We start from the raw sequence: 26,290 nt of genomic DNA on the forward strand, positions 1-26,290 counted from the left end.
AGCGCGAAGCCGACTTTGAGATAAGATTTCCCACCGTAAGGGTAAGACCCCAGGAAGACTACCTGGTTGATAGGTTCAAGGTGTAAGTTCAGTAATGGATTTAGCTTATGAATACTAATAGGTCGAGGACTTGACCATTAATATGCTGTTTAGTTTTTAGTGTGTTAACTGCATGATTTACAGAAATCTTGATTTCGTTGTAAGTCAGCATGCAGTAGCTTTAGCTACTGTAATCCTTAACAATAAAACTATGTGGTTACTATAGCAAAGAGGATACACCTGTTCCCATTCCGAACACAGAAGTTAAGCTCTTTAGCGCCGATGGTACTTGGTGGGAAGCTGCCTGGGAGAGTAGGACGTAGCCATTTAAAAAAGAAGCGTATATACGCTTCTTTTTTATTTGCTTAATTTGAGAAAATGAACAAATTTTAATAAAATTTTAAAATAAAAAAGGATAAATAAAAGTTTAATCGAATATATATAAATAAATTAAAATAAGATTTTCAAGGTGCCTTTATAAGGAGAATAGGGAATTAGGTTAAAATCCTAAGCGGACCCACCACTGTAAAGATGAGCTATACTCAGTATACCACTGGATAATTTCGGGAAGGTGAGTATTTGCTGTGAATCTGAGCCAGGAGACCTGCCTTAAAAAATCGTCTAGAATAGATGACGGTAAAGTCTATATCTTTATTTTGTAATACTCAAAATAAAGATATAGACTTTTTTATTTGCACCTTAATAACCAAAAAGGGGAGATGTAATTATGAAGTTATTGCAAAGTACTTTAGAGAAAATAGAAAAGTTAGATGAATTTTATATGGAAAAAGCTAATGAGAAGCTTGATAATCTAATAAAGCCTTTGGGAAGCTTAGGAAAGATAGAAGATATATGTATTCAACTAGCGGGAATATATGAAAGTGAATCTTTCGATACTTCTAAGAAAACCATAATAGCTTTTGGAGGAGATCATGGAGTTTACGAAGAAGGAATAGCATCTAGTGATCAGATTATAACTAAACTTCAAATACCAAACTATGTAAAAGGGATAAGTGGAGTTGGTGTATTAGGAAAATTTGCAGGTGCAAAAGTAATAGCAGTTGATGTAGGAATAAATTGTGATGAAGAGTTAGAAGGTGTGTTAAATTATAAAATAAGAAAGGGAACTTCAAATATAGCCAAAGGACCTGCTATGACAAGGGAAGAAGCTATAAAATCATTAGAAATAGGTATAGAATTAGCAAACAAAGCAGTAAAGGAAGGATATAAAGTATTAGGTATAGGAGAGATGGGTATTGGAAATACAACTCCATCTAGCGCTATAGTATCATTATATGCAAATTGTGATCCGTTAGAGGTTACAGGGATAGGAGCAGGGCTTTCAAATGATAAACTTAATCATAAAGCAAATATAATAAAAAGATCTTTAGAATTAAATAATCCTAATAATGATGATGCAATAGATGTATTATCAAAGGTAGGTGGATTTGAAATAGGTGCTATGGCAGGAGTGATATTAGGTGCTAGTGCTAATAGAGTTCCTGTGGTACTTGATGGATTTATATCGTATGCATCAGCATTATTAGCTTATAATTTAAATGAATTAACTAAAAAATATATGATAGCATCTCATCACTCATCAGAGGCAGGATCTTTTAAGGCGTTAGAATTATTAGGCTTAAGTCCCATGCTTAATATGGATATGAGATTAGGAGAGGGAAGTGGTGCTGCACTAGCATTTAATATAATAGAGGCAGCTAATTACACTTATAAAAATATGGCTACATTTGCACAAACAGAGATAGTTATATAGCGGAGGTAAACATTATGAGCAATATAGTAATGGTAACAGGAGGGGCTAGATCAGGAAAAAGCTCTTATGCTGAAAAGTTGTGTAAGGCACAAAAAAATAATGTTGCTTATATTGCAACATCGATACCATTTGACGAGGGTATGAAAGATAGAATAAAAAAACATCAAGAGATGAGGCCTAAAAACTGGACTACATATGAGGTATATGAAGATATATATAAATTTATAAAAGAGATAGAAAAAAACAATCAGACTGTTATATTAGACTGTGTAACTTTATTAATTAACAATCTTATGTTTAAATTTGATATAGATTACGAAACATGTAGCAGAAATGAAGTAGATGAAATAGAAAAATATATACAAAATCAGGTGAAACTTCTAATTGAAGAAATGAAAAAGACTAATTTATATGTAGTAATAGTTACAAATGAAATAGGAATGAGTATAGTTCCAGATAACAGATTGTCTAGAATTTATACAGATATTGCTGGAAGAATAAATCAATATATAGCTAGAGAAAGTGACGAGGTATACTTTGTAGTAAGTAGTATACCTATGAAAATAAAGGGTTAATAATATGAAAAGATTTATAGGAATACTTCAACTTTTAACTAGAATACCAATAAACATGGATACAGGTTTTGATGAAGAGTTTGACAAAAGCATAATATATTTTCCGCTAGTAGGTTTAGTTCTAGGGGGGATTTATTTAGCTATAACATACCTATCCTTACAAATATTTGATATATATATAGTATCAATAATATTTCTAATGAGTGAGGTTCTTTTAACAGGAGGACTTCACCTAGATGGATTAGGAGATACTTTTGACGGAATATATAGTTATAGAAATAAGGAAAAAATATTAGATATTATGAAGGATTCTAGATTGGGAACTAATGCACTTCTAGCCATAGTGTTTTTAATATTATTAAAGGTAGGTTTTGTCTATAGTATTGTAAGTATGGATATATTATATCCTTTACTATTAACCCCTGTATATGGAAGACTAGCTATAGTATTTTCTTGTTATAAAAACAAGACACCAAGACCAGGAGGAATGGGTAATTTATTTATAGGAAAGGTAAATAATAAAAGGTTATTTATAACTATATTTTCTACTATTTTAATTGTTATTTTAGCATACGTACTTATTAAAATAAGTATATATGAGGTTCTATTCAGTATAGTTTTTATACCGGTTCTATATATATTAACAAGAATGTTTACAATATATATAACTAATAAAATAGATGGAATAACGGGAGATATACTTGGATGTTGGTGTGAATTATCCCAATTAATATATTTAATTTTTATATATTTGGCTTACAAATTGCTTTAGTTATGAATTTTTAGAAGCTTAATTAAAGGAGATATATATGGTAAGGATTATACTAGTAAGACATGGAGAAACAGACGATAACAATAATATGAAATTATCTGGACATATAGACAGTAAATTGAGTAGCCTAGGCCTAAGCCAATCGCAAAAAACTGTAAACTTTTTAAAAGATTATAGTATAGATTGTATTTATAGTAGTCCATCTTCAAGGGCAGTAGAGACAATAAAAAATTTATCTAAAGAAAAAGACCTAGAAATAGTAGTAAATGATAATTTAAAAGAATTGAACTTTGGAGATTTCGAGGGAAAAACATTTAAAGAAATAGAAAGCAGTTATAGTGAAGAATTTGATAATATGTTGAAATTGGGTTTTGAATATGAATATCCTAAGGGAGAAAGTTTAGTAGAATTTCATAATAGAATAGCTTTATATATAGAAAATATTATAAAAGAAAATAGAGGTAAATCTATACTTATATGTACTCATGCGGGGGTTATAAGATGCATAATATCTCATTTGTTATCGAAAAGCTATGAACATCATTGGAATTTCAAAATAGATAACTGTTCTGTTAGTGTAATAGAAGTTGAAAATGATTTTGCAGTAATACACAAGCTAAATAATACTGATCATTTAAGATAAATGGGGATAATGAATTTTTTATAGGAGGAATTTTTATGAAAACAAAAAAGATTACTTTAGTGGCGCTATTTATAGCTTTGAGTTTTATAGGTTCAAATATAAAGATAGTTTCAAGTATAGCCTTTGATTCTATGCCTGGATTTTTAATATCGATTATGTTAGGACCTGTTTATGGAGCTATAGTTGGATTATTAGGGCACTTATTGACAGCGCTCACAAGTGGGTTTCCTATGACAATACCTATACATTTAATAATAGGTATTTTTATGGCAATAACAATTTATATCTTTGGAGTATCTTATAGAATTTTAAAAGATAAAAATAAATTCTTATCATGGATAGTACCAACTTTATTGGGAGTTATAATAAATGGTCCTGTTACAGTATACTTTTTAATTAAAGTTATAAATGTACCTGGGTTAGCTTATGCTATAATTCCTATATTGTCTCTAGCAGCTTTAGCCAACATAATAGTAGCTATAGGTATATACAGCGCCATACCAAAGAGATCATTGGCGGAGTTTAAACAAAGGTAGGTAGTTTATATGAATATAAATAGAGTCAGGGACCTAACATTAGTCTCTATAGACAATGAAAAGACAATGGTAATAGCTTGTGACAGTTGTGGTGGAATAGGGTTAAAAAGTGGAGATTCATTTAAATGCCCTCCACTTCAAGTAGGGAAATATACTGCTAAAGTTGCTTTATTTGAAGTTCTTTGTAGTGGTGCAGATGTAGTAAGTATTACAAATGCAGTTTGCAATGAAATGAATCCTACAGGAGAAGAAATAATAAAAGGGATAAAAGAAGAACTGAAACTTTTAAAGATAGATAATGTTACACTTACAGGAAGCACGGAAGAAAATATGATTACAAATTCAACTGCAGTAGGTATAACAGTAATAGGTATAGCAGAAAATGAAAAATTGAAAGTAAATAATGTAAATTGTGATTGTAAATTAATCAGTATAGGAATTCCAAAGGTAGGAAATGAGATAAAATTAGATAATGATAAAGAAATTGCTAGTTATGAAGATCTTAATATTTTATTAAATATAGAAGGGGTTTTGGAAATAGTACCTGTTGGTTCGAAGGGAATAATGTATGAATGCGAGCAATTAGCAATAAACAATAATTTAAATTTAGAAGTTAATAAAGATATTACTGTAGATTTATATAAATCAGCGGGTCCAGGTACCGTTTTAATAGCTGCAATAAAAAATAATTATTTAGAAGAGATTGAAAAAATGAAAAATTTAACTTTTATAGGAAAGTTACTAAAGAAATAGATTAATTACTGTGAAAAGGCTTAGATCTCCCCTATCTTACTATAAGGAAGGAGATTTAAGCCTTTTTAGTTAAGAGGAATTAAGAATATTAATTATATAAAAATTATATACATAAATTGTATAAATTTACTATTATATTGAATATTGCAATTTTGTATGTTAGAATGTAATTGTTAAAAACTTAATAAATCTGAAATAGGTTCTTATATAGATTAATAGGGAAAGAGGTTAAATTCCTCTGCAGCCCCCGCTACTGTAAAGCAGACGAAACCTTATTTAAGCCACTATGATTTGCATCATGGGAAGGTAAGGAAGTAGATTGAAGCTAAGCCAGGAGACCTGCCTAATTCATGAGTAGTAAACCTTCGGGGTGAAGGGTGGCGCTATAGTCTATAATAATAAGTAATTTATATTCTATAAACAAATCCTAACCAATAAAGGTTAGGATTTGTTTAATTACAAGTATAATATAAATTATCTGGTCTATAGATAATTTATATTATCCAACTACTAAACTTGAGCAACGGACCTGATTTTCAAGGTCGTTGGCGACATGAGTGAAGCGAATTTTTTATATATAAAGGGGGAAATTCCATGGGTAAATCAATAATGTTTCAAGGTACAGGTTCTGGAGTAGGTAAAAGTCTATTAACTGCGGCATTTTGTAGGATATTAAAGCAAGATGGAAAAAGTGTTATACCTTTTAAATCACAAAATATGGCTCTAAATTCTTATATAACAAAAGAAGGATTGGAAATGGGTAGGGCTCAAGTATTTCAAGCAGAAGCAGCATGTCTTGAACCACATGTAAATATGAATCCAATACTTCTAAAACCTACAACAAATAAAAAATCTCAAGTAATAATAAATGGTAAAGTATATAAAAACATGGGTGCAGCAGAATACCATGATTTTGCACCAGAGTTAAAAGATATGATAAAAGATATATATAAAGATATAAGCTCTAGTTACGATATTGTTGTTATAGAAGGTGCTGGAAGTCCAGCTGAGATAAACCTTAGAGAAAATGATATAGTTAATATGGGAATGGCTGAAATATCAGACTCACCAGTAGTACTTATTGGAGATATTGATAAAGGTGGAGTTTTTGCATCTTTAGCTGGGACAATGATGCTTTTAACTGAAGAAGAAAGAAAAAGAGTTAAGGGAGTAATTATAAATAAATTTAGAGGAGATATAAAAATTTTAGAGCCTGGATTAAAAATGCTAGAAGATATAATAAAAGTACCTGTTTTAGGAGTTATACCTTATAGTATTTTAAATATAGAAGACGAAGATAGTTTGGCAGATCGATTTAGAATGAAACAAGAAAAGGGAGATAAGGCTATTGATATAGAGGTTTTGTACTTACCTCATGTATCAAACTTTACTGATATGAATGTATTTGAAACTCAGGAAGACGTTAACCTAAGATACGTTATGAGAGGAGAATCTATAGGAGATCCAGATATTCTTATAATTCCTGGAAGCAAAAACACTATAGAAGACCTTATATATATAAAAGAAAGTGGACTAGAAAAACAAATAATAGAATTACATAAAAAGGGAAAGTTAGTATTTGGAGTATGTGGCGGATATCAAATGTTAGGTAAAAAGCTATATGACCCACAGGGAATAGAATGTGGAGTTAAAGAAATAAATGGAATAGGACTATTAGATATAGAAACTACATTTGAAGGAGAAAAGATAACCGCCCAAGTAGAAGCTATTATAGAAGAAGATATGAACGGGTATCTAAATGGATTAAATGGAATTAAGATAGAAGGATATGAAATACACATGGGAAGAAGTACAAAATCAGATGAATGTAGCTACCTAAATACTATAACTATGAGACTAGAAGAAAATGTAAGTATTTTAGAAGGAGCAATAAATGAAGATGGAAATGTAGTTGGAACTTATATACATGGAATATTTGACAACATAAGTTTTACTAGGGCTTTACTGAATAACATAAGAGATAAAAAAGGACTTGAGAGAGTAGAAAGTAATGTCTCCTCTTTTAAGGAATTTAAAGATATAGAATATGACAAATTAGCAAATATAGTTAGAGCTCATACTGATATAGATAAAATATATGAAATAATTAACTCCTAGGGGGTAAGGTATGAAAAAGATATTAATAGGTGGAACTAATAGTGGAGTAGGAAAAACTACTATATCTATAGGTATAATGAAGGCTTTAAAAAATAGAGGCTTAAATGTTCAGCCATATAAAGTTGGTCCTGATTATATAGATACCTCATATCATACATTTGTAACAAATAAAGAATCTAGAAATTTAGATAATTATATGTTAGAAGATGAAGTTATAAAGTATCTGTTTAATAAAAATTCTATTGATGTTGATATATCCATTGTGGAAGGAGTTATGGGACTTTATGACGGATACGGAGTAGATATAAACTCATGTACTAGCTCATATACATCAAAAATTCTAAAATGTCCTGTAATTCTAGTAATAGATGGAAAAGCAATGGCAACATCTAGTGCTGCAATGGTACTAGGATATAAAGAATTAGATAAAGACGTAGATATTAGGGGAGTAATAGTTAATAATATTTCATCTGAAAGCCACTTTATAATAATAAAAGAATCCGTTGAAAAGTATTGCGACATAGAAGTTCTAGGATACTTACCTAAGAATAAGGATTTTTCTCTGCCATCTAGACATTTAGGTCTTGTACCTAGTATAGAAATGGATGAGTTAAATGGAAAATTTGATAAACTTGCAGATTTAATAGAAAAGCATATAAATATAGATAGGTTAATAGAAATATCTGAATCTCAACCTATATATAGTAATTTCAAATTAAATATTCCAAAGTTTAATGATTTAACTTTAGCATTAGCATATGATAAAGCTTTTAATTTTTATTATCAAGATAATATAGATTTACTAGAAGATATGGGAGTTAATATTATTAAATTTAGTCCCTTATATGACAAAGAACTACCTAATTGTAACTGTGTATACATAGGAGGCGGTTTTCCAGAGATATTTGCTAAAGAGTTACAAGGGAATATCAACATGAGAAAATCTATAAAAGATGCTTATAACAAAAATATACCTATATACGCAGAATGTGGAGGACTAATGTATTTAGGAGAAAAGCTAGTAGATCAAGATAATAGTGAATTCGATATGGTAGGGATATTTAATGGGAAAAGTGTAATGACTAAATCTCTAAAAAGATTTGGATATTGTGTTGGAGAAGCTTTGGAAGACACTATTTTGTCACAAAAAGGAGATAAGATAAAGGGTCATGAATTTCATCATTCAGAGTTTATAAGTGATGAAAAATGCGTTTATTTAATGAAAAAGGAAAGAGAAGGAATAGTTTCGCATAATTGGATGGGAGGCTATATTAAGGGGCATACACTAGCAACATATTTACATACTCATTTTTATAGCAATTTAAATACTATGATAAATTTTTTGGAAAAAGGGATAAAGTGATATGGTTTTAATAAGTATATTCATAGGGTATATATTAGATTTAATATTCGGAGATCCATATTCATTCCCTCATCCAGTTAGATTTATTGGAAATTTAATTAAGTTTTTAGAGCAAAATATAAGAATGTTAGCTAAAAATAAGAAGAATTTAAAAATTGGTGGATTTTTTCTTTGGATTATAACAGTTGGAACTACGTATATAATTACATATTTAATAGTAAAGGTAAGTAGTATTAATATATATTTACTAACAATAGTAAATTCAATTTTAATATATACAACACTTTCAACTAAATGTTTAAAAGACGAAGCTATAAAAATATATAAAGTATTAAAAGAAAATGATTTAGAAAAATCAAGGATTCAATTATCTTACATTGTAGGAAGAGATACAAAAAATTTAAGTAAATTAGAAATAATAAGGGCTGTTGTTGAAACAGTAGCAGAAAATACTGTAGATGGTATAATATCTCCTATGTTTTATGCATTTATAGGAGGAGCACCACTTGCTATGGCTTATAAGGCTATTAATACACTAGATTCTATGGTTGGGTATAAAAATGAAAAATATGCTGAAATAGGATTTGCATCTGCAAAAATAGATGATATAGCAAATTTTATACCAGCAAGAATAACTATATTTTTTATGTCTATAGCTAGTATATTTTTAGGATATGACTATAAAAACTGTATAAAAATTGCAATAAGAGATAGAAAAAATCATAAAAGCCCTAATTGCGCTTACCCAGAAGGAGCTATAGCAGGTACTCTCGGAATACAACTTGGTGGAACAAATACTTATTTTGGAGAAAGTGTTTATAAACCAACAATAGGAGATAAAATTAGAGAAATAGATGAAGAAGATATAATTAGAACAAATAAAATAATGTATTCAAGCTCTTTCATAGCTTTAATAATATTTAGTTTAATTTATTACATTTTTGGTTAGGGGGATACGATGATAGATTTAGGTCATGGAGCAAATATAGTGGATATGTCTATAAAATATAATAAAAAAGAAAAGGATATAGTGGATTTTAGTTCTAATATCAATCCATATCTTCCAAAAGATATCAAAAAGTATACTTTAGAAGCTCTAAAAAATTCTACTAAGTATCCTGACATAAACTATATACAATTAAAAAATAGTATATCAGAATATCTAAACGTAGACGTTAACTTTATTATCGCCGGAAATGGTGCAAGTGAAATAATATATCTTCTTATGAAATCTATTGAAGGTCCTTTAGGTATAATAAATCCAACGTTTTCTGAATATGAAAGAGCAGCAAAGTTAAATGATGTTGAAGTAATAAATTTATACTTTGGAAATAATGAATTTGATTTAGACATAAATCAAATAAAAAGAGATATAAATAAGTTTAAATACTTATTTATATGTAACCCTAATAATCCAACGGGAAAGGTTAAATACATAAAAGAATTATTAGAATTTCTTAAGAAAGAAAGTAAATTCTTAATTGTAGATGAGACATTTATGGAATTCGTACATAAAGAAGAAAATTATAGCTTGGTAAAATATATAGAAAGCTATAATAACTTAATAATTATAAAGGCTGTAACTAAGTTTTTTGGACTTCCAGGTATAAGGCTAGGATATGGGATAACTAGTAATAGAGAATTATTAGAAAAAATTTATATACATAAAGAGCCTTGGACTATAAATAGCTTTGCAGAAAATATATGTAAAAATATATTAAAAGATAAAGACTATATAAAGCAAAGCAAAAATTATTTTAGAGAAGAAATAAGATATATGATAGAAAATCTTAATAAGATACCTAATATAAAAGTTCATAATACAGATACAAATTTTATTCTTATAAAACTAAAAGATATTAAATCGAGTGAGCTAAAAGAAAAAATATTTATATATAAAAACATATTGATAAGAGATGCATCTAATTTTAAAAATCTAGATGATTCATACATAAGAATTGCTATAAAAACTAGAGAAGAAAACGACTTAATTATAAAAGCATTAAGGGAAGCATTAGGGGGTTAATATGAAGTATTTAGGTATTTGCCCAGGATCATGTGGGGAATTTGTGCAAGGTATGCTAGATAACAATGAATATCTAGTATCCTATGCTATAGATAAATACTCAAAGGCAATTATAGAAGAAAGAAATGACAATATAAAATTAGGCCCTAAAAAATCTAGAATGGCCATAGAAGAAGTATTTAGATATTTTGATTTAGACATAAAGTATACAAGAAAATTATCATTAGAAATTATAAGTGAAATCCCAATAGGTAAAGGAATGGCGAGTTCAACTGCAGACATAGGAGCTACAATAAAAGCTACATTAAGTTTATTAAACAAAAAAGTAAGTCCAGAGAAAATTTCAAAATTAGCAAGTAAAATAGAACCTACAGACTCTATTTATATTGATAAAAATTGTATATTTGACCCATTGAAGGGAGAAATCAAAAAGGTACTAGGTAATATAGATGATGTAAATATACTAGTTTTAGAGCCGGATGAAAAATTAAATACAAAAACTATAAGAAGCCATAAAGACTACAAAAGTAAAAAGATTGAGAATAAAGAAACGATGAACATTGCATTTGAAGGGTTAGAAACAGGATTTAAGAACAATGACTTAAAACTCATAGGGCAATCTTGTACTATAAGTAGTTTAGCAAATGAAAATATCCATAAAAAAGAATATCTAAATGAGATTATAAAAGTATCAGAAAGTTACGGTTCATATGGAGTAAATATAGCACACAGCGGAACTGTTATAGGAATAATACTAGATAAAGATATGGACCCATTTAAACTAAGGCAAAAGATTATAGATAGAAATATACATATAAAATACAATAAGATTTACCCTGTTAAATTGATAAATGGGGGATTAAGGGGTGAAGATTATGGATTATATAAAAAATCCAATGATGATAGAGAGTAAGAGTTTCGAGATAATCCAAGGAATAATAGACGAAATAAGACCAGGATATAGTTTTAAAAATAGTATAGAAGAAAAAATAATAAAAAGGGCTATTCATACAACTGCTGATTTCGAATACCTAGACATATTAAAAATATCTGATGAGGCAGTTGATAATATAGTAAATGCCCTAAAAAATAACGCAACTATATATACAGATACAAATATGGCCTTAAGTGGAATAAATAAAAAAAAATTACAAGAATTAGGATGTAATATAAAATGTTTTGTAAGTGATGAAAATATAGCGAAATTAGCAAAGGAAAAAGGAATAACAAGGTCTATGGCAGCAGTCGAATTTGCAGCTAATGAAAGTGGGAAAAAGATATTTGTACTTGGAAATGCACCTACTGCATTATATAAAGTTATAGAGATGAAAAATGAAGGAAGATTAAAGGTAGAAGCTGTTGTGGGTGTTCCTGTGGGATTTGTAGGAGCAGCGGAATCAAAAGATGAACTGGAGAAAACAGAAATACCATACATAATATCTAAAGGAAGAAAAGGCGGAAGTAACTTAGCTGCAGCTATAATAAATGCAATCCTTTATTCTATATAGGTGGATAATATGGAAGAGTATGTGTATATAGATGGCAAAAAATATAGACGAGGATATACAACTGGCTCATGTGCAGCTGGTGCTGCAAAGGCAGCAGCACATATGGCTTTAACTAAAAATATAATTAATAATATAAACATAGATACTCCCAAGGGGATACCCCTTACATTAAATATACAGAACCAAGATATACAAGAAAGTTATGTAGAGTGTTCTATACAAAAAGATGGCGGAGACGATATAGATGCTACTCATAAGATTCATATATATGCAAATGTACAAATAAATAACAGTGGTATTATAGAAATAGATGGTGGAATTGGAATAGGCAGAGTAACTAAAAAGGGATTAGGTATAGAAATAGGAGAAGCTGCAATAAATAAAACTCCAAGAACTATGATTGAAAATGAGGTTAGAAAAGTAATAGGAAATAAAGGTGCTAAAGTAACAATATACGCCCCACAAGGAGAAGAAATTGCTAAGAAGACTTTTAATCCTAGGCTAGGTATAGTTGGAGGAATATCTATAATAGGAACAACAGGTATAGTGGAACCAATGTCCGATGAAGGTTGGAAAAAATCATTATCTATAGAACTCCAAATGAAAAAGGAACAAGGGCTAGAACATATAGTTTTGGTTCCTGGAAATCATGGAGAAAGATTTGTAAATGAAGTTCTAGATATAGATCTGAAATATGTAGTTAGAACTAGTAACTTTATAGGGTATATGCTAAAAGAAGCTCAGCGCATGGGATATAAAGAAATATTATTAGCAGGTCATCTAGGAAAGTATGTAAAATTAGCTGCTGGTGTATTTAATACCCATAGTAAAATAGCTGATGCTAGAGCTGAAGTATTAGTTGCATATTTAGCATTAATGGATGTCCCACATGAAATATTAAAAGAAGTTTACAGTTGTTTAACTACAGAAGCAGCTATGGAGGTTATAAATAAATATGGATACCAAGATGTCTATGAAACTATAGCTAATAAGTGCAAAGAAAGAGTAGATATTTACTTAGATGATATAAATATAGATGTAGGAGTAATTATATTTTCAATGGAACAAAAAATATTAGGTGAAACTTACAATATAGACAATTTATTGGGGGTTTTCAAAAATGATTAACATAATAGGCTTAGGGCCTGGAAATATAGAGTATATAACAAAACTTGGAGAAAAAATTATATATGACTCAGATATTTTAATAGGTGGAAAAAGAAATTTAAATAGCATACAAGAATTTAACGGAAAAAAGATAGAGCTAAGTTCAAATTTAGAAGAAGTATTAGATTATATAAAATTAAATAAAGATAAAAAAATATCTATAATAGCTTCAGGAGATCCTCTTATATATGGAATAGGAAAATATATAAGTGAAAACTTAGATAAAAAAGATATAAGTATAATAAATGGGATAAGTTCTATACAGTATATTTTTTCTAAAATAAATATAGATATGAATGATTTATATATAACAAGTAGTCATGGAAAAATTCCCGATTTTGATTATATCCTAGCTCATACTAAAGTGGCTATGGTAACTGATAATAAAGTAGGTCCAAGGGAGATAGCAAGAGAGATAATAAACAGAAATTTAAAAAAGATTATGGTTATAGGAGAAAACTTGTCTTATATCGATGAAAAAATAACTATAGGATCTCCATTGGAAATACTTGAAATGAATAACTTTAATATGAATGTAGTGGTGATATTAGATGAAAGATAGCGAATTTATAAGGGGAAAGGTCCCTATGACTAAAGAGGAAATAAGAACTATATCTATAGATAAATTAAACTTATCTGATGCAAAGAGTTTTTTAGATATAGGAGCTGGAACAGGAAGTATAAGTATAGAAGCGGCTTTTAAGTATAGAGATCTAGAAGTATTATCAATAGAAAGAAAAGATGAAGCTATAGAGCTTATAAATAAAAATATTGAAAAGTTTAATTTAAATAATATACAAGTTGTACAAGGCTATGCACCTATAGAAACAAATAAGAAATTTGATTCTATATTTATAGGAGGTAATGGAGGAAATTTAGAGGATATAATAAAGTGGTCTAAAAAATTATTAAACGAAAATGGAACCTTAGTAATAAATTGTATAATACTAGACACTTTATATAATTCCTTAAGTTTATTAGAGAAGTACAGATTTGATAATATAGAAACTATTATGGTAAATATAGCTAGACTTGAAAAGTTAGGAGAAGGAGAGTACTTTAAACCTTTAAATCCGACTTATATAATTTCATGCAAAAGGGGAGAAAAAAATGAATAAAGTACATTTTGTTGGAGCAGGGCCTGGAGATAAGGAGCTTATAACATTAAAAGGATATAAATTGTTAAGTGAAGCTGATGTAGTTATATATGCAGGATCTTTAGTAAATCCTGAACTTTTAGAGTACTGTAAGGACAGTTGTGAAGTACACAATAGTGCATATATGGATCTAGATGAGATAATAGATGTCATGGAAAAGGGAGTTAGAGAATCAAAATCTGTAGTAAGATTACAAACAGGAGATTTCTCAATATATGGATCTATAAGAGAACAAGTAGAAGAACTTATTAAAAAAGATATAGATTATGACTGCACACCTGGAGTTAGTTCTTTTTTAGGCGCTGCATCATCACTAGGAGTAGAGTATACTGTTCCAGAAATATCTCAAAGTGTAGTAATAACTAGAATGGAGGGCAGAACTCCGGTACCAGAGAAGGAATCAATAGAATCATTTGCTAAACATCAAACATCTATGGTTATATTCTTATCTGTTCAAGAAATAGAAAAGGTAGTAGATAAGTTAATAGATGGTGGATATCCTAAAGATACTCCTATAGCTGTTATATATAAGGCCACTTGGAAAGATGAGAAAATAGTAAGAGGAACGTTAGAAAACATAGCGGTTAAAGTGAAAGAAAATAATATAAATAAAACAGCTTTAATAATGGTAGGTAAATTTTTAGGGGAAGAATACAATAACTCAAAGCTATATCATAAGGATTTTAAACATGAATTTAGAAAATAAAATTGCTATAATTACTATAACTAATAATGGTAAAAAATTAGCTATTAATATAAAAAAACATATAAGTGATGCTGATATATATGTAACTGAAAAAATATATGAAAATGGACTTAATATTATAGATACAAAGCTTAATAATTTTGTAGGAACTATTTTTAATAAATACGACTATATATTATTTATAATGGCAACAGGGATAGTAGTTAGGTCAATAGCACCTTATATAGTAGATAAAACGATAGACCCTGGAATAATAGTAATTGATGAAAAAGGAACTAATGTTATAAGTTTACTATCGGGACATATAGGTGGTGCTAATGAAATGACATTAACTATAAGTAAACTTATAAATGCAAATCCAGTTATAACGACAGCTACAGATATAAATAATAAATCTTCGTTAGATTTGATATGCAAATCTATAAATGGGTGTATAGAAAATTTTAAAGAAAGTGTTAAATTGATAAATTCAATGTTAGTAAATGACAAAAAAATAGGTATATATATAGATGGAGATTATGAAATAGACACTAGGGGATTTATAAAAATAAATAATACAAAACATATAGATTACCTGGATTCTATTGTTTGTATAAGTAATAAAAAAGAATTAAATATAAAGCATAATAAAGTTATAAAGGTCGTACCAAAAGATATAGTAGTAGCTATTGGATGTAGAAAAGATACAGACAGTGATTTTTTATATGAGTGCTTTATCGATTTTATAAACAAAAATAATATAGATAAAGAAGCAATAAAGCTTATAGGTAGTGTTGAGGTAAAAAAAGATGAAAAAGCTATATTAGACTTAGCCGAGAGATTGAAAGTACCTTTTGAAATAATTTCGATAGATGACATACATAAAGTAGAAGATAAATTTGATAAATCCGAATTTGTAAAACGTTCGGTGGGTGTTTATAGTGTAGCTGAACCAGTTGCATATATACTTTCAAATAAAAATCTTATAGTAAATAAATTAAAGTACAAAGGCATAACTTTTGCAATGGGGAGAGTGTAAATAATGATATATGTTATAGGAATAGGGCCAGGAAGTAAAGAAATGATGACAGTAGAAGCTATAAAAGCCCTTGAAGATAGTGAAGTTATAGTTGGATACAAAACTTATATAAATTTAGTAACTGAATTTATAAAGGATAAAGAAGTAATACAAAATGGGATGCGTCAAGAAATAGATAGATGTAGGCAAGCTGTGGAAGAAGCCAAAAAAGGTAAAAAGGTAGCTGTTATAAGTAGTGGAGATTCTGGAATATATGGAATGGCAGGGCTTATATTAGAACTTACAACTAAGGAAGAAGATATAAAAGTTAAAATAATACCTGGAGTTACAGCTAGTATAGGTGCAGCTGCAATACTCGGAGCACCTATAATGCATGATTTTTGTCATATAAGTTTAAGTGACCTTTTAACTCCTTGGGAAGTTATAGAAGAAAGAATAAAATGTGCAGCTAAAGCAGATTTTGTAATATGCTTATATAATCCTAGAAGTAAAGGAAGAAGCGGTCATTTAGAAAGAGCTTTTGATTTAATGAAAGAATATAAAAATCCAACTACTCCTGTTGGAATAGTAAAAAACGTTGGAAGAGAAGGGGAATCTAAAACTATATTTGAATTTAAAGATATGAATTATGAAATGGTAGATATGACTACTATAGTTATAATAGGGAATAAGTCAACGTTTATACATGACGATATAATGGTAACTCCTAGGGGGTATAATGTATGATATTAGTTTTTGGAGGAACTTCTGACAGTTTAAGTATATGTGAGCTATTAAATAATAGTAGGTTAGAATATATATTATCTGTAACAACTAAATATGGAAAAGACTTAGCATCTAAATATACAAATCATATATTAATAAACAAAATGACCAAAGATGATATGGTTAGATATATAAAAGACAACAATATAAAACTTATAATAGATGCAACACATCCATATGCAGCAGAGGTTTCTCAAACTGCTATAAATGCTAGCTATGAAACAAAAACAGAATATATAAGATATGAAAGAAAGTCTATATTAGATGATATAGATGATCCAAAGGTAATTAAGGTTGAAAACATAAAAGAAGCTTGTAAAGTAGCAAATAAAATTGGAAAAAGAATATTCATAGCTACTGGTAGCAAAAACTTAAATTACTTTGTAGAAAATTTAAAAGATAAATATATAGTTGCAAGGGTACTCCCCACTAGCGAGGTTATAAAACTCTGTGAAAATATAGGATTAAATGCAGATAATATAATAGCTATGAAAGGCCCTTTTAGTGAAAAAATAAATGAAATTTTATATAAAGATTACAATATAGACATTGTAATAACAAAGGAAAGTGGAAATGAAGGTGGATTTATAGAAAAGATAAGTCCATGTAAAAAATTAGGTATAAGTAGTATAATTATAACTAGGCCTAAAATACACTATCCTGAAATTGTAAATAGTGAAGATGATTTAATCAATTTTATAAGGTCTATTTAATCAATTGAGTTAAAAAGGAGACATTATTATGAAAATAATAGTTGGAACTAGAGGAAGTAAGTTAGCTCTAAGTCAAACTAATTGGGTTATAAATGAAATCAAAAAACATAACCCACAAGTAGAATTTGAAATAAAAATAATAAAAACAAAGGGAGATATAATTCAAAATGTATCTCTAGATAAAATAGGGGATAAAGGGTTATTTGTAAAGGAAATTGAAGATAGGCTTATAAATAAAGAAATAGATATGGCAGTACATAGTATGAAAGATATGCCATCTTCTCTTCCAGAAGAACTTAAATTTTCATATACACCAAAGAGGGAAGATGCAAGGGATGTACTAGTGTTAAAGGAAGGATATAAATCTTTAGACGAATTACCAATTGGAGCAAAGATAGGAACTGGGAGTAAAAGAAGAAAATATCAACTTTTAAAATATAGGTCAGATTTAAATATTGTTTCTATAAGAGGAAATGTAGATACTAGAATAAAAAAAATAGAAACTGAAGGTTTACATGGAGTGGTGTTAGCAGCCGCAGGGATGCATAGATTAGGTATAAATGATAGAATAAGCTACTATATACCAATGGATATAGTTATTCCAGCACCAGCTCAAGGGGCATTGGCTATAGAAATAAGAAAAGATCATTCTTATATAGATGAAATTATTAAATCAATAGAAGATAAAAACACAAATATTCAAGTAAAATGTGAAAGAGGCTTTTTAGATGGAGTTAATGGAAGTTGCCACATACCGATAGGAGCCTATTGCACTATAAAAGGAAAAGAATTAAAGCTTACTGGTTTATTAGGAGATGAAGAAGGTAATGTACTTATCAAAAAATCCATAAATGGACAAGTAGGTAACGAAAGGGAATTAGGTATGAAATTGGCAGAAATCGTTTTAAAGGAGCTAGAATGCTATGAGTGGTAAAGTATATTTAGTAGGGGCAGGTCCTGGTGACTATAAACTAATAACAGTAAAAGGAATAGAGTGTATAAGAAAGGCAGATGTTATAGTTTATGATAGATTAGCAAATGAAAATTACTTAAATGAAGCCAAAGAAAATTGTGAAATTATATATGTCGGTAAGGCATCGAGTAATCATACATTATCACAAGATGAAATAAATGATGTAATAGTTAAAAAGGCAAAAGAAGGTAAAATTGTAACTAGGTTAAAAGGCGGAGACCCTTATGTTTTTGGCAGAGGTGGAGAAGAAGGAGAATATTTATTAGAAAATGGCATAAATTTTGAAGTAGTTCCAGGAATAACATCTGCAATTGGAGGACTTTGCTATGCAGGTATACCTATAACTCATAGAGATTATGCATCTTCATTTCATGTAATAACAGGTCACCTAAAAGATGATGAAAATGAAAATTTAAATTGGAATGCTTTATCTAATATTGAAGGAACATTAGTGTTTTTAATGGGAGTTGCTAACTTAAATAAAATATCCAAAAATTTAATAAAAGAAGGAAAAGATAAAAATACTCCAGTAGCTATTATAAATTGGGCAACTAGATATAATCAAAAAGTAGTTACAGGAACATTAGAAAATATATACGATATAGCTTTAAAAGAAAATATAAAACCACCTAGCTTAATAGTTGTAGGAGATGTTGTAAACTTAAGAGAAAAATTAAATTTCTTTGAAAACAAAGAGTTATTTGGTAAAAATATAGTAGTAACTAGAGCAAGATCTCAAAGCAGTACTTTAGTAGAAAAGATAAATGATTTAGGAGGAAACGCTATACAATTTCCTACTATAAAAATAGATGAAATAAGTCCAAACGAAGAACTAGAGCAAGGAATAGATAACATAGAAAATTACAGTTACATAATATTTACAAGTCAAAATGCTGTAGATATATTTTTTAAAAAAATGTATAAAATGAATGTTGATCTAAGAAAATTACACAATGCTAAGATAGTTGCAATAGGACCAGCTACAGCAAATGAATTAAGAATTAAAGGAATAGTAGCTGATATAGTGCCACCAAAATATGTTGCAGAATCAATATATGAAGTATTAAAAGATGAGCTAAGTGAATCTGATAATATATTAATACCTAGGGCATCTAATGCAAGGGATTATTTAGTAGAAAAATTAAGTGAAATATGTAACGTAAGAAACATTCATATCTACAATACTGTTGTAGAATCTAATAATAAAGATGAAATATTAAAATTACTAGACAAAAACAACATAAATTACATAACTTTTACTAGTTCATCTACTGTAAATAATTTTATGAAAATAATAGGTATTGATAATATAAATAAATTGTCTAGTACAAAATTAATATCTATAGGCCCTATAACTTCTAAAACTATAGAATCCTATAAACTGAAAGTTCATAAAGAAGCAGATGAATACACAATAGATGGAATGCTAGATTGTATAACAAAAGACATAAACATATAAATACAAGGGAGCGATTGAAATGATTAGAAGACCAAGAAGATTAAGAGCAAATTCAGCAATAAGAGATTTAGTAAGAGAAACGAAGTTAAATATAGAAGATTTAATATATCCTTTATTTGTAGTAGAGGGGGAAAATATAAAAAAAGAAATACCATCACTACCAGATGTTTATCATTTATCAGTTGATAAATTAAAAGAAGAAATAGAAGAGTTAAAAGATTTAGGAATACAACATATACTATTATTTGGAGTTCCAGATGAAAAAGATGAATACGGAAAAGAAGCTTACAATGACAATGGAATAGTTCAAAGAGGCATAAGAGAAATAAAGAGGGTATGTCCAGAAATGTACATTATACCAGATATATGTATGTGTCAATATACAAGCCATGGACATTGTGGAATACTTACAGAATGTGGACATGTTCATAATGACAAAACTTTAGAGTACTTATCAAAAATAGCAATAAGTTATGCTAAAGCTGGAGCTGACATGGTTGCTCCATCTGATATGATGGATGGAAGAATAGAATCTATGAGAATAGCTTTAGATGAAAGTGGATTTGAAGACGTTGCTATAATGGCATATAGCGCAAAATATTCATCAAATTTCTATGGACCGTTTAGAGAGGCGGCACATTCAGCACCATCATTTGGAGATAGAAAAACTTATCAAATGGATCCAGCTAACACTAACGAAGCTTTAATGGAAGTTGAACTTGATATACAGGAAGGTGCGGATATAGTAATGGTAAAACCTGCATTGTCCTATTTAGATGTTATAAGAAGGGTTAAAGACAACTTCAATACACCTTTAGCAGCATACAATGTCAGTGGGGAATATTCAATGCTTAAACTAGCTGTTAAAAATGGACTATTAAATGAAGGCGCTATATATGAAAGTGTACTTTCTATAAAGAGAGCTGGAGCAGATATGATAATAACGTATTTTGCAAAAGATTTAGCTAAATTACTTAAAAGATAGTAGTTACCTAAGTATTTTGAATTATACAATTGCATATGATTAAGTAAAGTTAGAAAAATAAAATGTTTATAAATTAGGTTCTTGCAAAGATTAAAAGGGAAAGAGGTTAAAATCCTCTGCAGCCCCCGCTACTGTAAGGTTGACGAACCCTTATTTAACCACTGTGATTTAGCATCATGGGAAGGTAAGGAAGTAGATTGATACCAAGCCAGGAGACCTACCTATTTTATACCAAAGTAAGGCCTTCGGGGTGGAGGGTGTGGCTTTATGCAGAAATTGAAATATTACTGTGTAAATTACAAGTCCTAGCCTTTAAAGGTTAGGACTTTTTTATAGGAGTGATAATATGTACTATCCGATTATGGTAAATATAAAAGATAAAGAAATAGTAGTAATAGGTGGAGGTAAAGTTGCCTATAGAAAAGTAAAAAGCTTTATATCATTTGGATGTACAGTAAAGGTTATATCTCCAACTATAATAGATGAATTAGAAAATATAGAAAATAAAGTAATTCTAATAAGAGATTTTTATAAAGAAGACTATATAAAAAATAGTTATATTGTTGTGGCATCCACGGATGATAAAGATTTAAATGAACAAATAGGTTTATATTGCAAAGAGAAAAACATATTGTGCAATGTAGTAGATAACCCAGGCTTGTCAAGCTATATAGTACCTTCTATAGTGAAAAGAGGAGATTTAGTTATAAGTGTATCAACAAATGGCAAAAGCCCATCTCTTGCATCAAAGATAAAAAAAGATATAGAAAAACAATATAGTGATGATTATGAAGAGTATTTGAATTTACTAGGTAATATAAGAAGTAAAATTATCGATAAATATGAAAATAATGATGAGAAAAGATATTTATTAAATAATCTAATAAATATGACAATAGAAGAACTTAGGAATTTAGAAATTTGACAAGGGAGATATAAAATGAAAAAAGCTATATTAGTAGTAAGCTTTGGAACAAGTTATCCTGAAACGAGAAAAAAAAATATAGAAGCTTGCGAAAATAAGATAAGAAAAACTTTTGATGAATATGATGTGTTCAGGGCATTTACATCTAATATGATAATAAAAAAGTTAGCGAATAGAGATAAGATATATATAGATAATCCAGTTGAATCTTTACAAAAATTATATGAAAAAGGATATAAGGAAGTTATAGTTCAAACTCTTCACATAATAAATGGAGAGGAATTTGATAAACTTAAAAATCAAGTAAGGTCATTTGAATGTAAATTTGAAAAATTATCATTAGGTAAGCCATTGCTTACAACTATAGATGACTACAAAAAAACTACGAATGCTCTAAAATTGCAAGTACCTACTTTAAAAGAAAATGAGGCGGTAGTTCTTATGGGCCATGGTACATTTCATGAAGCTCACTCATCTTATACTTGTTTAAATTATATGTTAGAAGAAGCTAATATAAACGCTTATGTTGGAACTGTTGAAGGATATCCTGAATTAGAAAATGTTATAACTAGGTTAAGAAAAAACAATATATCTAAGGCTATACTAATGCCATTTATGTTAGTCGCAGGAGATCATGCAATAAATGATATGGCTTCAGATGAGGAAGATTCTTGGAAAAGCATATTGGAAAAAGAAGGGTTTGATGTAGAAGTATATCTTAAGGGCCTAGGAGAAAATTCAAAAATACAAGATATATTTGTATCTCATATAAACGATTTAATAAAAGAAGAAGGAATATAAAATATTTAATTTAGGGGGAAATACTTATGACGAAGTTTTATGGAATAGGAACAGGACCTGGAGATAGTTCCTTACTTACAATAAAAGCCGTGGATACTTTGAAAAAACTAGACATATTATATACACCAGAGGCACAAAAAGAAGGAAAGAGTTTAGCATTATCTATAGTAGAACCTTATCTTAACGATAAAATAGAAATAAAACAAAAGCATTTTCCGATGAACTTTGATAGCGTTGAAAAAATAGATGCATGGGACGATATTGCAAAAGAAATACAAATGGATGTTGAAGATGGTAAAAATGTAGGCTTTATAACCTTAGGAGACCCTATGATATATAGCACATATGTGTATATAATGGAAAGATTAATAGGTAAGATTGAGGTAGATACTATACCAGGAATATCTTCTTTCTCAAATATAGCATCGAATCAAAATTTCCCATTGGTTATGGATAAAGAGCCTCTTATAATAATCCCATGTACTACAGATGAGGAAAAGATAGATTATGCATTAGAAAATTATAGTTCTATAGTTCTTATGAAAGTATACAAGAACTTTGAACAAATAATAAATAAAATAGAAAAAAATAATCTTATGGATCATGCTATTTTAGTTAGCAACTCATCATTAGGAAGTGAAAAGGTATACAAAAACTTAAGGGAGATAGATCTTAGTAAAAAAGTATCTTACTTTTCAACTATACTAATAAATAAAGATCAAAAAATGTCATAGTTTATGGGACTTTCTGTCTCAGGGGGATAAGTATATGAAAAATTTAAAATTAGGATTAACAGTAGGATTGTTATTAGTTGTATTAAATCCTACAGATATATTAGCTATGCATATAATGGAAGGTTTTTTACCATTTAAATGGTCACTAATATGGTCAATTATTTTTATACCTTTTTTTATAAGAGGATTACAAAATCTTAGATTGATATTTAAAAATGACCCAAACAAAAAGCTATTAATAGCACTGGTAGGAGCATTTGTATTTGTTTTGTCGGCTCTAAAGATCCCATCTATAACAGGAAGTAGTTCTCATCCAACTGGAGTAGGCCTTGGAGCTATACTTTTTGGACCAGGAGTTATGTCTGTAGTAGGAACAATAGTACTTTTATTTCAAGCATTGTTATTGGCACATGGTGGTATAACAACTTTAGGGGCAAATGCATTTTCTATGGCTGTAGTAGGCCCTATAATATCTTATTTAATATTTAAGTTTATGAAAAAAAGAAACATAAAAAATGCTACATGTGTATTTACATCAGCTGCTATAGGGGACTTAGCTACATATACAATAACATCTATACAATTAGCATTAGCGTTTCCAGACCCTAATGGAGGAGTAACAGTATCTTTAATTAAATTTTTATCTATATTCTGTTTAACTCAGATACCTATAGCAATAGCTGAAGGAATATTGACAACTGTAGTTTATAACTTACTATTACAGAATAAGATAGAAGGAGTGATTGGAGATGAATATAAATATGAAACAGAGATTAACGAACAATAATATAGTTTTAGTTTTAATAGCAATTTTACTTATAGGATCTCCTTTGATTATAAATAAAAATGCTGAATATGGCGGGGCAGACGGGCAAGCAGAAGAACTTATAACAGAAATAGATCCTAATTATAAACCTTGGGTCAGTAGCATATATGAACCTCAAAGTGGTGAAATAGAAAGTCTATTATTTTCTGTTCAAGCATCTTTAGGAACAGGAATTATATGTTATTACTTAGGTTATATGAAAGGAAAGAAAAAAAATGATAGCGATAGATAAATATGCATATAACAATGGATTGTTAAATGCAAATCCTATCTTAAAGTTCACAATAGGTGCCATACTATTAATGGCATCTATAATTTTTAATAATAGAGTATTTTTTGCAATAGTTATGGGTCTTATGAGTTTTAGTATAATATTCTTAGCTAAAATAGATTTTAAATATTATATGAAGTTACTTGCCATACCTATATATTTCTTAATTTTTAGCATTATGGCAACATTGATTTCTATATCTAAAGAACCAATTGACTTTATAATTAATATCAAATTATATAAATTTTATATAGGAGTATCCAGTTTATCTTTAAATATATCTATAAATTTATTGCTTAGATCTATGTGCTGCTTAACATGTACCTATTTTTTGGTTTTAACAATACCTTTTAATCAAATGATTTTGATATTAAAAAAATTATATATTCCTAATACTGCTATAGAGATAACAGTCTTAGTTTATAGATTTATATTTATATTTTTAGAAGAAATTCAAGAACTTTATATATCTCAGCACTTAAGGTTTGGATACATAAATTTAAGAACATCTTACAAATCCTTAGCGATATTAATAGGCGCTCTTTTTATAAGAGTTATGAACAGATATAAAGATATGTCTATATCTTTAGAAACTAAACTCTACAATGGAGAGTTTTATGTATAGGGGTGCATATTATGCTTAAAATGAATAATGTTACATACAAATATGATAAAGACAATATAGCTCTTAAAAACATAAATATAGATTTATCTAAGGGGAGTATGATAGGAATAATAGGGGCAAATGGGTCTGGTAAATCTACATTATTTATGAATTTTGCAGGCATATTAAAACCTACATATGGAGAGGTGTTATATAAAGATAAACAGCTAAAATACGATAAAAAGAGTTTGTATGAATTGAGAAAAGATGTTGGAATAGTATTTCAAGATCCTGATAAACAAATATTTTATTCGAATGTATATGATGACATAGCTTTTGCTCTTAGGAACATAGGATTAGATGAAGAAACTATTAAAATAAGAGTTAATAATGCATTATTAGGTGTTGATGGATTTGAGTTCAAAGATAAACCAATTCATTTTTTAAGTTATGGTCAAAAAAAGAGAGTTGCAATTGCATCTGTATTAGCCATGCAAAACAATATAATATTATTTGATGAGCCAACAGCAGGATTAGATCCTATTAGTACTAAATCTATTGTAAAAATCCTAAAAGATATTTACAATAACGGAAGAAAGGTAGTTATTTCAAGCCACGATATGGATTTAATATACGAAATATGCGATTATGTATATGTTTTAAATAGAGGAAGTATATTAGGTGAGGGCAATATAGATGAAATATTCCTAAAGGATGATATATTAAAACAAGCTGGTCTTAGTCAACCATGGTTGGTGAAGATTCATAAAAATATGAAATTGCCTTTATTTAGAAATGAAGAAGATTTATATAGATATTGGAATAATATTAACATAGATGTATTAATATAAAGGGCTTACAGGTGTAAGTTCTTTATATTAATAAAAAATTAAAAAAGTATTGACGATATTTTAAGATCATGATATATTATTACTTGTCCTCAACAGGAGGAAAAATAAATGTAAAAAACTTGTTGACAGATAGTTTTGAGCATGATATAGTAATATTTGTTCCTAAGAAAGGGACGAAAAAATTGAACTTTGAAAATTAAACAGTAGGTCAATTAACACACCATTTAT

At 28.8% G+C, this 26,290-nt stretch carries 29 protein-coding genes, 2 rRNA genes and 3 riboswitches; all 31 genes read left to right on the forward strand.

What is annotated here, in order from left to right; all coding sequences use genetic code 11:
- Positions 1 to 138, forward strand: a 23S ribosomal RNA gene (locus tag BS62_RS13700); the annotation flags it as partial.
- Between the two features lie 113 nt (positions 139 to 251).
- Positions 252 to 368 (forward strand): 5S ribosomal RNA (gene rrf / locus BS62_RS13705).
- 121 nt (positions 369 to 489) lie between these two features.
- Positions 490 to 665: riboswitch (cobalamin riboswitch) on the forward strand.
- Positions 666 to 766: 101 nt separating this feature from the next.
- Complete coding sequence (cobT, locus tag BS62_RS13710) at positions 767 to 1,813, forward strand: nicotinate-nucleotide--dimethylbenzimidazole phosphoribosyltransferase (RefSeq protein ID WP_496491839.1); 1,047 nt, start codon at positions 767 to 769, stop codon at positions 1,811 to 1,813.
- Positions 1,814 to 1,827: 14 nt separating this feature from the next.
- Complete coding sequence (gene cobU, locus BS62_RS13715; RefSeq protein WP_496491840.1) at positions 1,828 to 2,388, forward strand: bifunctional adenosylcobinamide kinase/adenosylcobinamide-phosphate guanylyltransferase; 561 nt, start codon at positions 1,828 to 1,830, stop codon at positions 2,386 to 2,388.
- A gap of 4 nt (positions 2,389 to 2,392) precedes the next feature.
- The gene (gene cobS, locus BS62_RS13720; RefSeq protein ID WP_496491841.1) at positions 2,393 to 3,160 is read left to right on the forward strand and encodes an adenosylcobinamide-GDP ribazoletransferase; all 768 of its coding nucleotides are present in this window, start codon (positions 2,393 to 2,395) and stop codon (positions 3,158 to 3,160) included.
- A 37-nt stretch (positions 3,161 to 3,197) separates the two neighbouring features.
- The gene (locus tag BS62_RS13725) at positions 3,198 to 3,803 is read left to right on the forward strand and encodes a histidine phosphatase family protein (protein ID WP_496491842.1); all 606 of its coding nucleotides are present in this window, start codon (positions 3,198 to 3,200) and stop codon (positions 3,801 to 3,803) included.
- 35 nt (positions 3,804 to 3,838) lie between these two features.
- The gene (locus BS62_RS13730; protein ID WP_496491843.1) at positions 3,839 to 4,339 is read left to right on the forward strand and encodes an ECF transporter S component; all 501 of its coding nucleotides are present in this window, start codon (positions 3,839 to 3,841) and stop codon (positions 4,337 to 4,339) included.
- A 9-nt stretch (positions 4,340 to 4,348) separates the two neighbouring features.
- A complete protein-coding gene (locus BS62_RS13735; protein WP_496491844.1) occupies positions 4,349 to 5,092 on the forward strand; it encodes an AIR synthase related protein in 744 nt (247 codons plus the stop codon).
- A gap of 180 nt (positions 5,093 to 5,272) precedes the next feature.
- A riboswitch (cobalamin riboswitch) is annotated at positions 5,273 to 5,453 on the forward strand.
- A 233-nt stretch (positions 5,454 to 5,686) separates the two neighbouring features.
- Positions 5,687 to 7,210, forward strand: a complete 1,524-nt coding sequence (locus BS62_RS13740; protein ID WP_496491845.1) for a cobyric acid synthase — start codon at positions 5,687 to 5,689, stop codon at positions 7,208 to 7,210.
- Between the two features lie 10 nt (positions 7,211 to 7,220).
- The gene (locus BS62_RS13745) at positions 7,221 to 8,573 is read left to right on the forward strand and encodes a cobyrinic acid a,c-diamide synthase CobB (protein WP_496491846.1); all 1,353 of its coding nucleotides are present in this window, start codon (positions 7,221 to 7,223) and stop codon (positions 8,571 to 8,573) included.
- 1 nt (position 8,574) lies between these two features.
- The gene (gene cbiB / locus BS62_RS13750; RefSeq protein WP_496491847.1) at positions 8,575 to 9,522 is read left to right on the forward strand and encodes an adenosylcobinamide-phosphate synthase CbiB; all 948 of its coding nucleotides are present in this window, start codon (positions 8,575 to 8,577) and stop codon (positions 9,520 to 9,522) included.
- A 9-nt stretch (positions 9,523 to 9,531) separates the two neighbouring features.
- Positions 9,532 to 10,599: a pyridoxal phosphate-dependent aminotransferase gene (locus BS62_RS13755; RefSeq protein ID WP_496491848.1), complete on the forward strand. Its 1,068-nt coding sequence runs from the start codon at positions 9,532 to 9,534 to the stop codon at positions 10,597 to 10,599.
- 1 nt (position 10,600) lies between these two features.
- Positions 10,601 to 11,512 (forward strand): GHMP family kinase ATP-binding protein, encoded by a 912-nt coding sequence (locus BS62_RS13760; RefSeq protein WP_496491849.1) that lies wholly within the window; start codon positions 10,601 to 10,603, stop codon positions 11,510 to 11,512.
- Positions 11,475 to 12,107, forward strand: coding sequence for a cobalt-precorrin-8 methylmutase (locus BS62_RS13765; RefSeq protein ID WP_496491850.1), 633 nt, complete (start codon positions 11,475 to 11,477; stop codon positions 12,105 to 12,107). The genes BS62_RS13760 and BS62_RS13765 overlap by 38 nt, the downstream gene beginning before the upstream one ends.
- A 9-nt stretch (positions 12,108 to 12,116) precedes the next feature.
- On the forward strand, positions 12,117 to 13,235 hold the full coding sequence (gene cbiD, locus BS62_RS13770; RefSeq protein WP_496491851.1) for a cobalt-precorrin-5B (C(1))-methyltransferase CbiD: 1,119 nt from the start codon (positions 12,117 to 12,119) through the stop codon (positions 13,233 to 13,235).
- Entirely contained in the window at positions 13,228 to 13,836 is a 609-nt protein-coding gene (locus BS62_RS13775) for a cobalt-precorrin-7 (C(5))-methyltransferase (protein ID WP_496491852.1), read from the forward strand. Before cbiD ends, BS62_RS13775 begins: the two co-directional genes overlap by 8 nt.
- A gap of 25 nt (positions 13,837 to 13,861) precedes the next feature.
- Complete coding sequence (locus BS62_RS13780; protein WP_496491853.1) at positions 13,862 to 14,392, forward strand: decarboxylating cobalt-precorrin-6B (C(15))-methyltransferase; 531 nt, start codon at positions 13,862 to 13,864, stop codon at positions 14,390 to 14,392.
- On the forward strand, positions 14,385 to 15,137 hold the full coding sequence (locus tag BS62_RS13785) for a cobalt-precorrin-4 methyltransferase (RefSeq protein WP_496491854.1): 753 nt from the start codon (positions 14,385 to 14,387) through the stop codon (positions 15,135 to 15,137). The genes BS62_RS13780 and BS62_RS13785 overlap by 8 nt, the downstream gene beginning before the upstream one ends.
- Entirely contained in the window at positions 15,121 to 16,155 is a 1,035-nt protein-coding gene (gene cbiG, locus BS62_RS13790; RefSeq protein ID WP_496491855.1) for a cobalt-precorrin 5A hydrolase, read from the forward strand. The genes BS62_RS13785 and cbiG overlap by 17 nt, the downstream gene beginning before the upstream one ends.
- Positions 16,156 to 16,158: 3 nt before the next feature.
- Positions 16,159 to 16,881, forward strand: coding sequence for a precorrin-3B C(17)-methyltransferase (gene cobJ / locus BS62_RS13795; RefSeq protein WP_496491856.1), 723 nt, complete (start codon positions 16,159 to 16,161; stop codon positions 16,879 to 16,881).
- Complete coding sequence (locus tag BS62_RS13800; RefSeq protein ID WP_496491857.1) at positions 16,878 to 17,633, forward strand: cobalt-precorrin-6A reductase; 756 nt, start codon at positions 16,878 to 16,880, stop codon at positions 17,631 to 17,633. The genes cobJ and BS62_RS13800 overlap by 4 nt, the downstream gene beginning before the upstream one ends.
- A gap of 28 nt (positions 17,634 to 17,661) precedes the next feature.
- A complete protein-coding gene (gene hemC / locus BS62_RS13805; protein WP_496491858.1) occupies positions 17,662 to 18,567 on the forward strand; it encodes a hydroxymethylbilane synthase in 906 nt (301 codons plus the stop codon).
- Positions 18,557 to 20,065: a uroporphyrinogen-III C-methyltransferase gene (gene cobA, locus BS62_RS13810; RefSeq protein ID WP_496491859.1), complete on the forward strand. Its 1,509-nt coding sequence runs from the start codon at positions 18,557 to 18,559 to the stop codon at positions 20,063 to 20,065. The genes hemC and cobA overlap by 11 nt, the downstream gene beginning before the upstream one ends.
- A 19-nt stretch (positions 20,066 to 20,084) precedes the next feature.
- Positions 20,085 to 21,050: a porphobilinogen synthase gene (gene hemB, locus BS62_RS13815; protein ID WP_496491860.1), complete on the forward strand. Its 966-nt coding sequence runs from the start codon at positions 20,085 to 20,087 to the stop codon at positions 21,048 to 21,050.
- A gap of 58 nt (positions 21,051 to 21,108) precedes the next feature.
- Positions 21,109 to 21,289: riboswitch (cobalamin riboswitch) on the forward strand.
- A gap of 107 nt (positions 21,290 to 21,396) precedes the next feature.
- Positions 21,397 to 21,975 (forward strand): precorrin-2 dehydrogenase/sirohydrochlorin ferrochelatase family protein, encoded by a 579-nt coding sequence (locus tag BS62_RS13820; protein ID WP_496491861.1) that lies wholly within the window; start codon positions 21,397 to 21,399, stop codon positions 21,973 to 21,975.
- A gap of 15 nt (positions 21,976 to 21,990) precedes the next feature.
- Positions 21,991 to 22,776 (forward strand): sirohydrochlorin cobaltochelatase, encoded by a 786-nt coding sequence (locus BS62_RS13825; protein ID WP_496491862.1) that lies wholly within the window; start codon positions 21,991 to 21,993, stop codon positions 22,774 to 22,776.
- A gap of 26 nt (positions 22,777 to 22,802) precedes the next feature.
- Positions 22,803 to 23,510 (forward strand): cobalt-factor II C(20)-methyltransferase, encoded by a 708-nt coding sequence (locus BS62_RS13830; protein WP_496491863.1) that lies wholly within the window; start codon positions 22,803 to 22,805, stop codon positions 23,508 to 23,510.
- Positions 23,511 to 23,544: 34 nt separating this feature from the next.
- Positions 23,545 to 24,297, forward strand: a complete 753-nt coding sequence (locus BS62_RS13835; protein WP_496491864.1) for an energy-coupling factor ABC transporter permease — start codon at positions 23,545 to 23,547, stop codon at positions 24,295 to 24,297.
- The gene (locus BS62_RS13840) at positions 24,272 to 24,568 is read left to right on the forward strand and encodes an energy-coupling factor ABC transporter substrate-binding protein (RefSeq protein ID WP_496491865.1); all 297 of its coding nucleotides are present in this window, start codon (positions 24,272 to 24,274) and stop codon (positions 24,566 to 24,568) included. Before BS62_RS13835 ends, BS62_RS13840 begins: the two co-directional genes overlap by 26 nt.
- Entirely contained in the window at positions 24,552 to 25,232 is a 681-nt protein-coding gene (cbiQ, locus tag BS62_RS13845) for a cobalt ECF transporter T component CbiQ (RefSeq protein WP_496491866.1), read from the forward strand. The genes BS62_RS13840 and cbiQ overlap by 17 nt, the downstream gene beginning before the upstream one ends.
- An 11-nt stretch (positions 25,233 to 25,243) precedes the next feature.
- Positions 25,244 to 26,062: an energy-coupling factor ABC transporter ATP-binding protein gene (locus tag BS62_RS13850; protein WP_496491867.1), complete on the forward strand. Its 819-nt coding sequence runs from the start codon at positions 25,244 to 25,246 to the stop codon at positions 26,060 to 26,062.
- Positions 26,063 to 26,290: the final 228 nt, after the last annotated feature.

The sequence above is a fragment of the Sporacetigenium mesophilum DSM 16796 genome, from assembly GCF_059569055.1.

What these genes read in the sequence shown, in the direction of transcription:
- cobT (WP_496491839.1), top strand. Translation starts at nt 767, where the DNA reads ATGAAGTTATTGCAAAGTACTTTAGAGAAAATAGAAAAGTTAGATGAA.
- cobU (WP_496491840.1), top strand. Translation starts at nt 1,828, where the DNA reads ATGAGCAATATAGTAATGGTAACAGGAGGGGCTAGATCAGGAAAAAGC.
- cobS (WP_496491841.1), top strand. Translation starts at nt 2,393, where the DNA reads ATGAAAAGATTTATAGGAATACTTCAACTTTTAACTAGAATACCAATA.
- BS62_RS13725 (WP_496491842.1), top strand. Translation starts at nt 3,198, where the DNA reads ATGGTAAGGATTATACTAGTAAGACATGGAGAAACAGACGATAACAAT.
- BS62_RS13730 (WP_496491843.1), top strand. Translation starts at nt 3,839, where the DNA reads ATGAAAACAAAAAAGATTACTTTAGTGGCGCTATTTATAGCTTTGAGT.
- BS62_RS13735 (WP_496491844.1), top strand. Translation starts at nt 4,349, where the DNA reads ATGAATATAAATAGAGTCAGGGACCTAACATTAGTCTCTATAGACAAT.
- BS62_RS13740 (WP_496491845.1), top strand. Translation starts at nt 5,687, where the DNA reads ATGGGTAAATCAATAATGTTTCAAGGTACAGGTTCTGGAGTAGGTAAA.
- BS62_RS13745 (WP_496491846.1), top strand. Translation starts at nt 7,221, where the DNA reads ATGAAAAAGATATTAATAGGTGGAACTAATAGTGGAGTAGGAAAAACT.
- cbiB (WP_496491847.1), top strand. Translation starts at nt 8,575, where the DNA reads ATGGTTTTAATAAGTATATTCATAGGGTATATATTAGATTTAATATTC.
- BS62_RS13755 (WP_496491848.1), top strand. Translation starts at nt 9,532, where the DNA reads ATGATAGATTTAGGTCATGGAGCAAATATAGTGGATATGTCTATAAAA.
- BS62_RS13760 (WP_496491849.1), top strand. Translation starts at nt 10,601, where the DNA reads ATGAAGTATTTAGGTATTTGCCCAGGATCATGTGGGGAATTTGTGCAA.
- BS62_RS13765 (WP_496491850.1), top strand. Translation starts at nt 11,475, where the DNA reads ATGGATTATATAAAAAATCCAATGATGATAGAGAGTAAGAGTTTCGAG.
- cbiD (WP_496491851.1), top strand. Translation starts at nt 12,117, where the DNA reads ATGGAAGAGTATGTGTATATAGATGGCAAAAAATATAGACGAGGATAT.
- BS62_RS13775 (WP_496491852.1), top strand. Translation starts at nt 13,228, where the DNA reads ATGATTAACATAATAGGCTTAGGGCCTGGAAATATAGAGTATATAACA.
- BS62_RS13780 (WP_496491853.1), top strand. Translation starts at nt 13,862, where the DNA reads ATGACTAAAGAGGAAATAAGAACTATATCTATAGATAAATTAAACTTA.
- BS62_RS13785 (WP_496491854.1), top strand. Translation starts at nt 14,385, where the DNA reads ATGAATAAAGTACATTTTGTTGGAGCAGGGCCTGGAGATAAGGAGCTT.
- cbiG (WP_496491855.1), top strand. Translation starts at nt 15,121, where the DNA reads ATGAATTTAGAAAATAAAATTGCTATAATTACTATAACTAATAATGGT.
- cobJ (WP_496491856.1), top strand. Translation starts at nt 16,159, where the DNA reads ATGATATATGTTATAGGAATAGGGCCAGGAAGTAAAGAAATGATGACA.
- BS62_RS13800 (WP_496491857.1), top strand. Translation starts at nt 16,878, where the DNA reads ATGATATTAGTTTTTGGAGGAACTTCTGACAGTTTAAGTATATGTGAG.
- hemC (WP_496491858.1), top strand. Translation starts at nt 17,662, where the DNA reads ATGAAAATAATAGTTGGAACTAGAGGAAGTAAGTTAGCTCTAAGTCAA.
- cobA (WP_496491859.1), top strand. Translation starts at nt 18,557, where the DNA reads ATGAGTGGTAAAGTATATTTAGTAGGGGCAGGTCCTGGTGACTATAAA.
- hemB (WP_496491860.1), top strand. Translation starts at nt 20,085, where the DNA reads ATGATTAGAAGACCAAGAAGATTAAGAGCAAATTCAGCAATAAGAGAT.
- BS62_RS13820 (WP_496491861.1), top strand. Translation starts at nt 21,397, where the DNA reads ATGTACTATCCGATTATGGTAAATATAAAAGATAAAGAAATAGTAGTA.
- BS62_RS13825 (WP_496491862.1), top strand. Translation starts at nt 21,991, where the DNA reads ATGAAAAAAGCTATATTAGTAGTAAGCTTTGGAACAAGTTATCCTGAA.
- BS62_RS13830 (WP_496491863.1), top strand. Translation starts at nt 22,803, where the DNA reads ATGACGAAGTTTTATGGAATAGGAACAGGACCTGGAGATAGTTCCTTA.
- BS62_RS13835 (WP_496491864.1), top strand. Translation starts at nt 23,545, where the DNA reads ATGAAAAATTTAAAATTAGGATTAACAGTAGGATTGTTATTAGTTGTA.
- BS62_RS13840 (WP_496491865.1), top strand. Translation starts at nt 24,272, where the DNA reads ATGAAACAGAGATTAACGAACAATAATATAGTTTTAGTTTTAATAGCA.
- cbiQ (WP_496491866.1), top strand. Translation starts at nt 24,552, where the DNA reads ATGATAGCGATAGATAAATATGCATATAACAATGGATTGTTAAATGCA.
- BS62_RS13850 (WP_496491867.1), top strand. Translation starts at nt 25,244, where the DNA reads ATGCTTAAAATGAATAATGTTACATACAAATATGATAAAGACAATATA.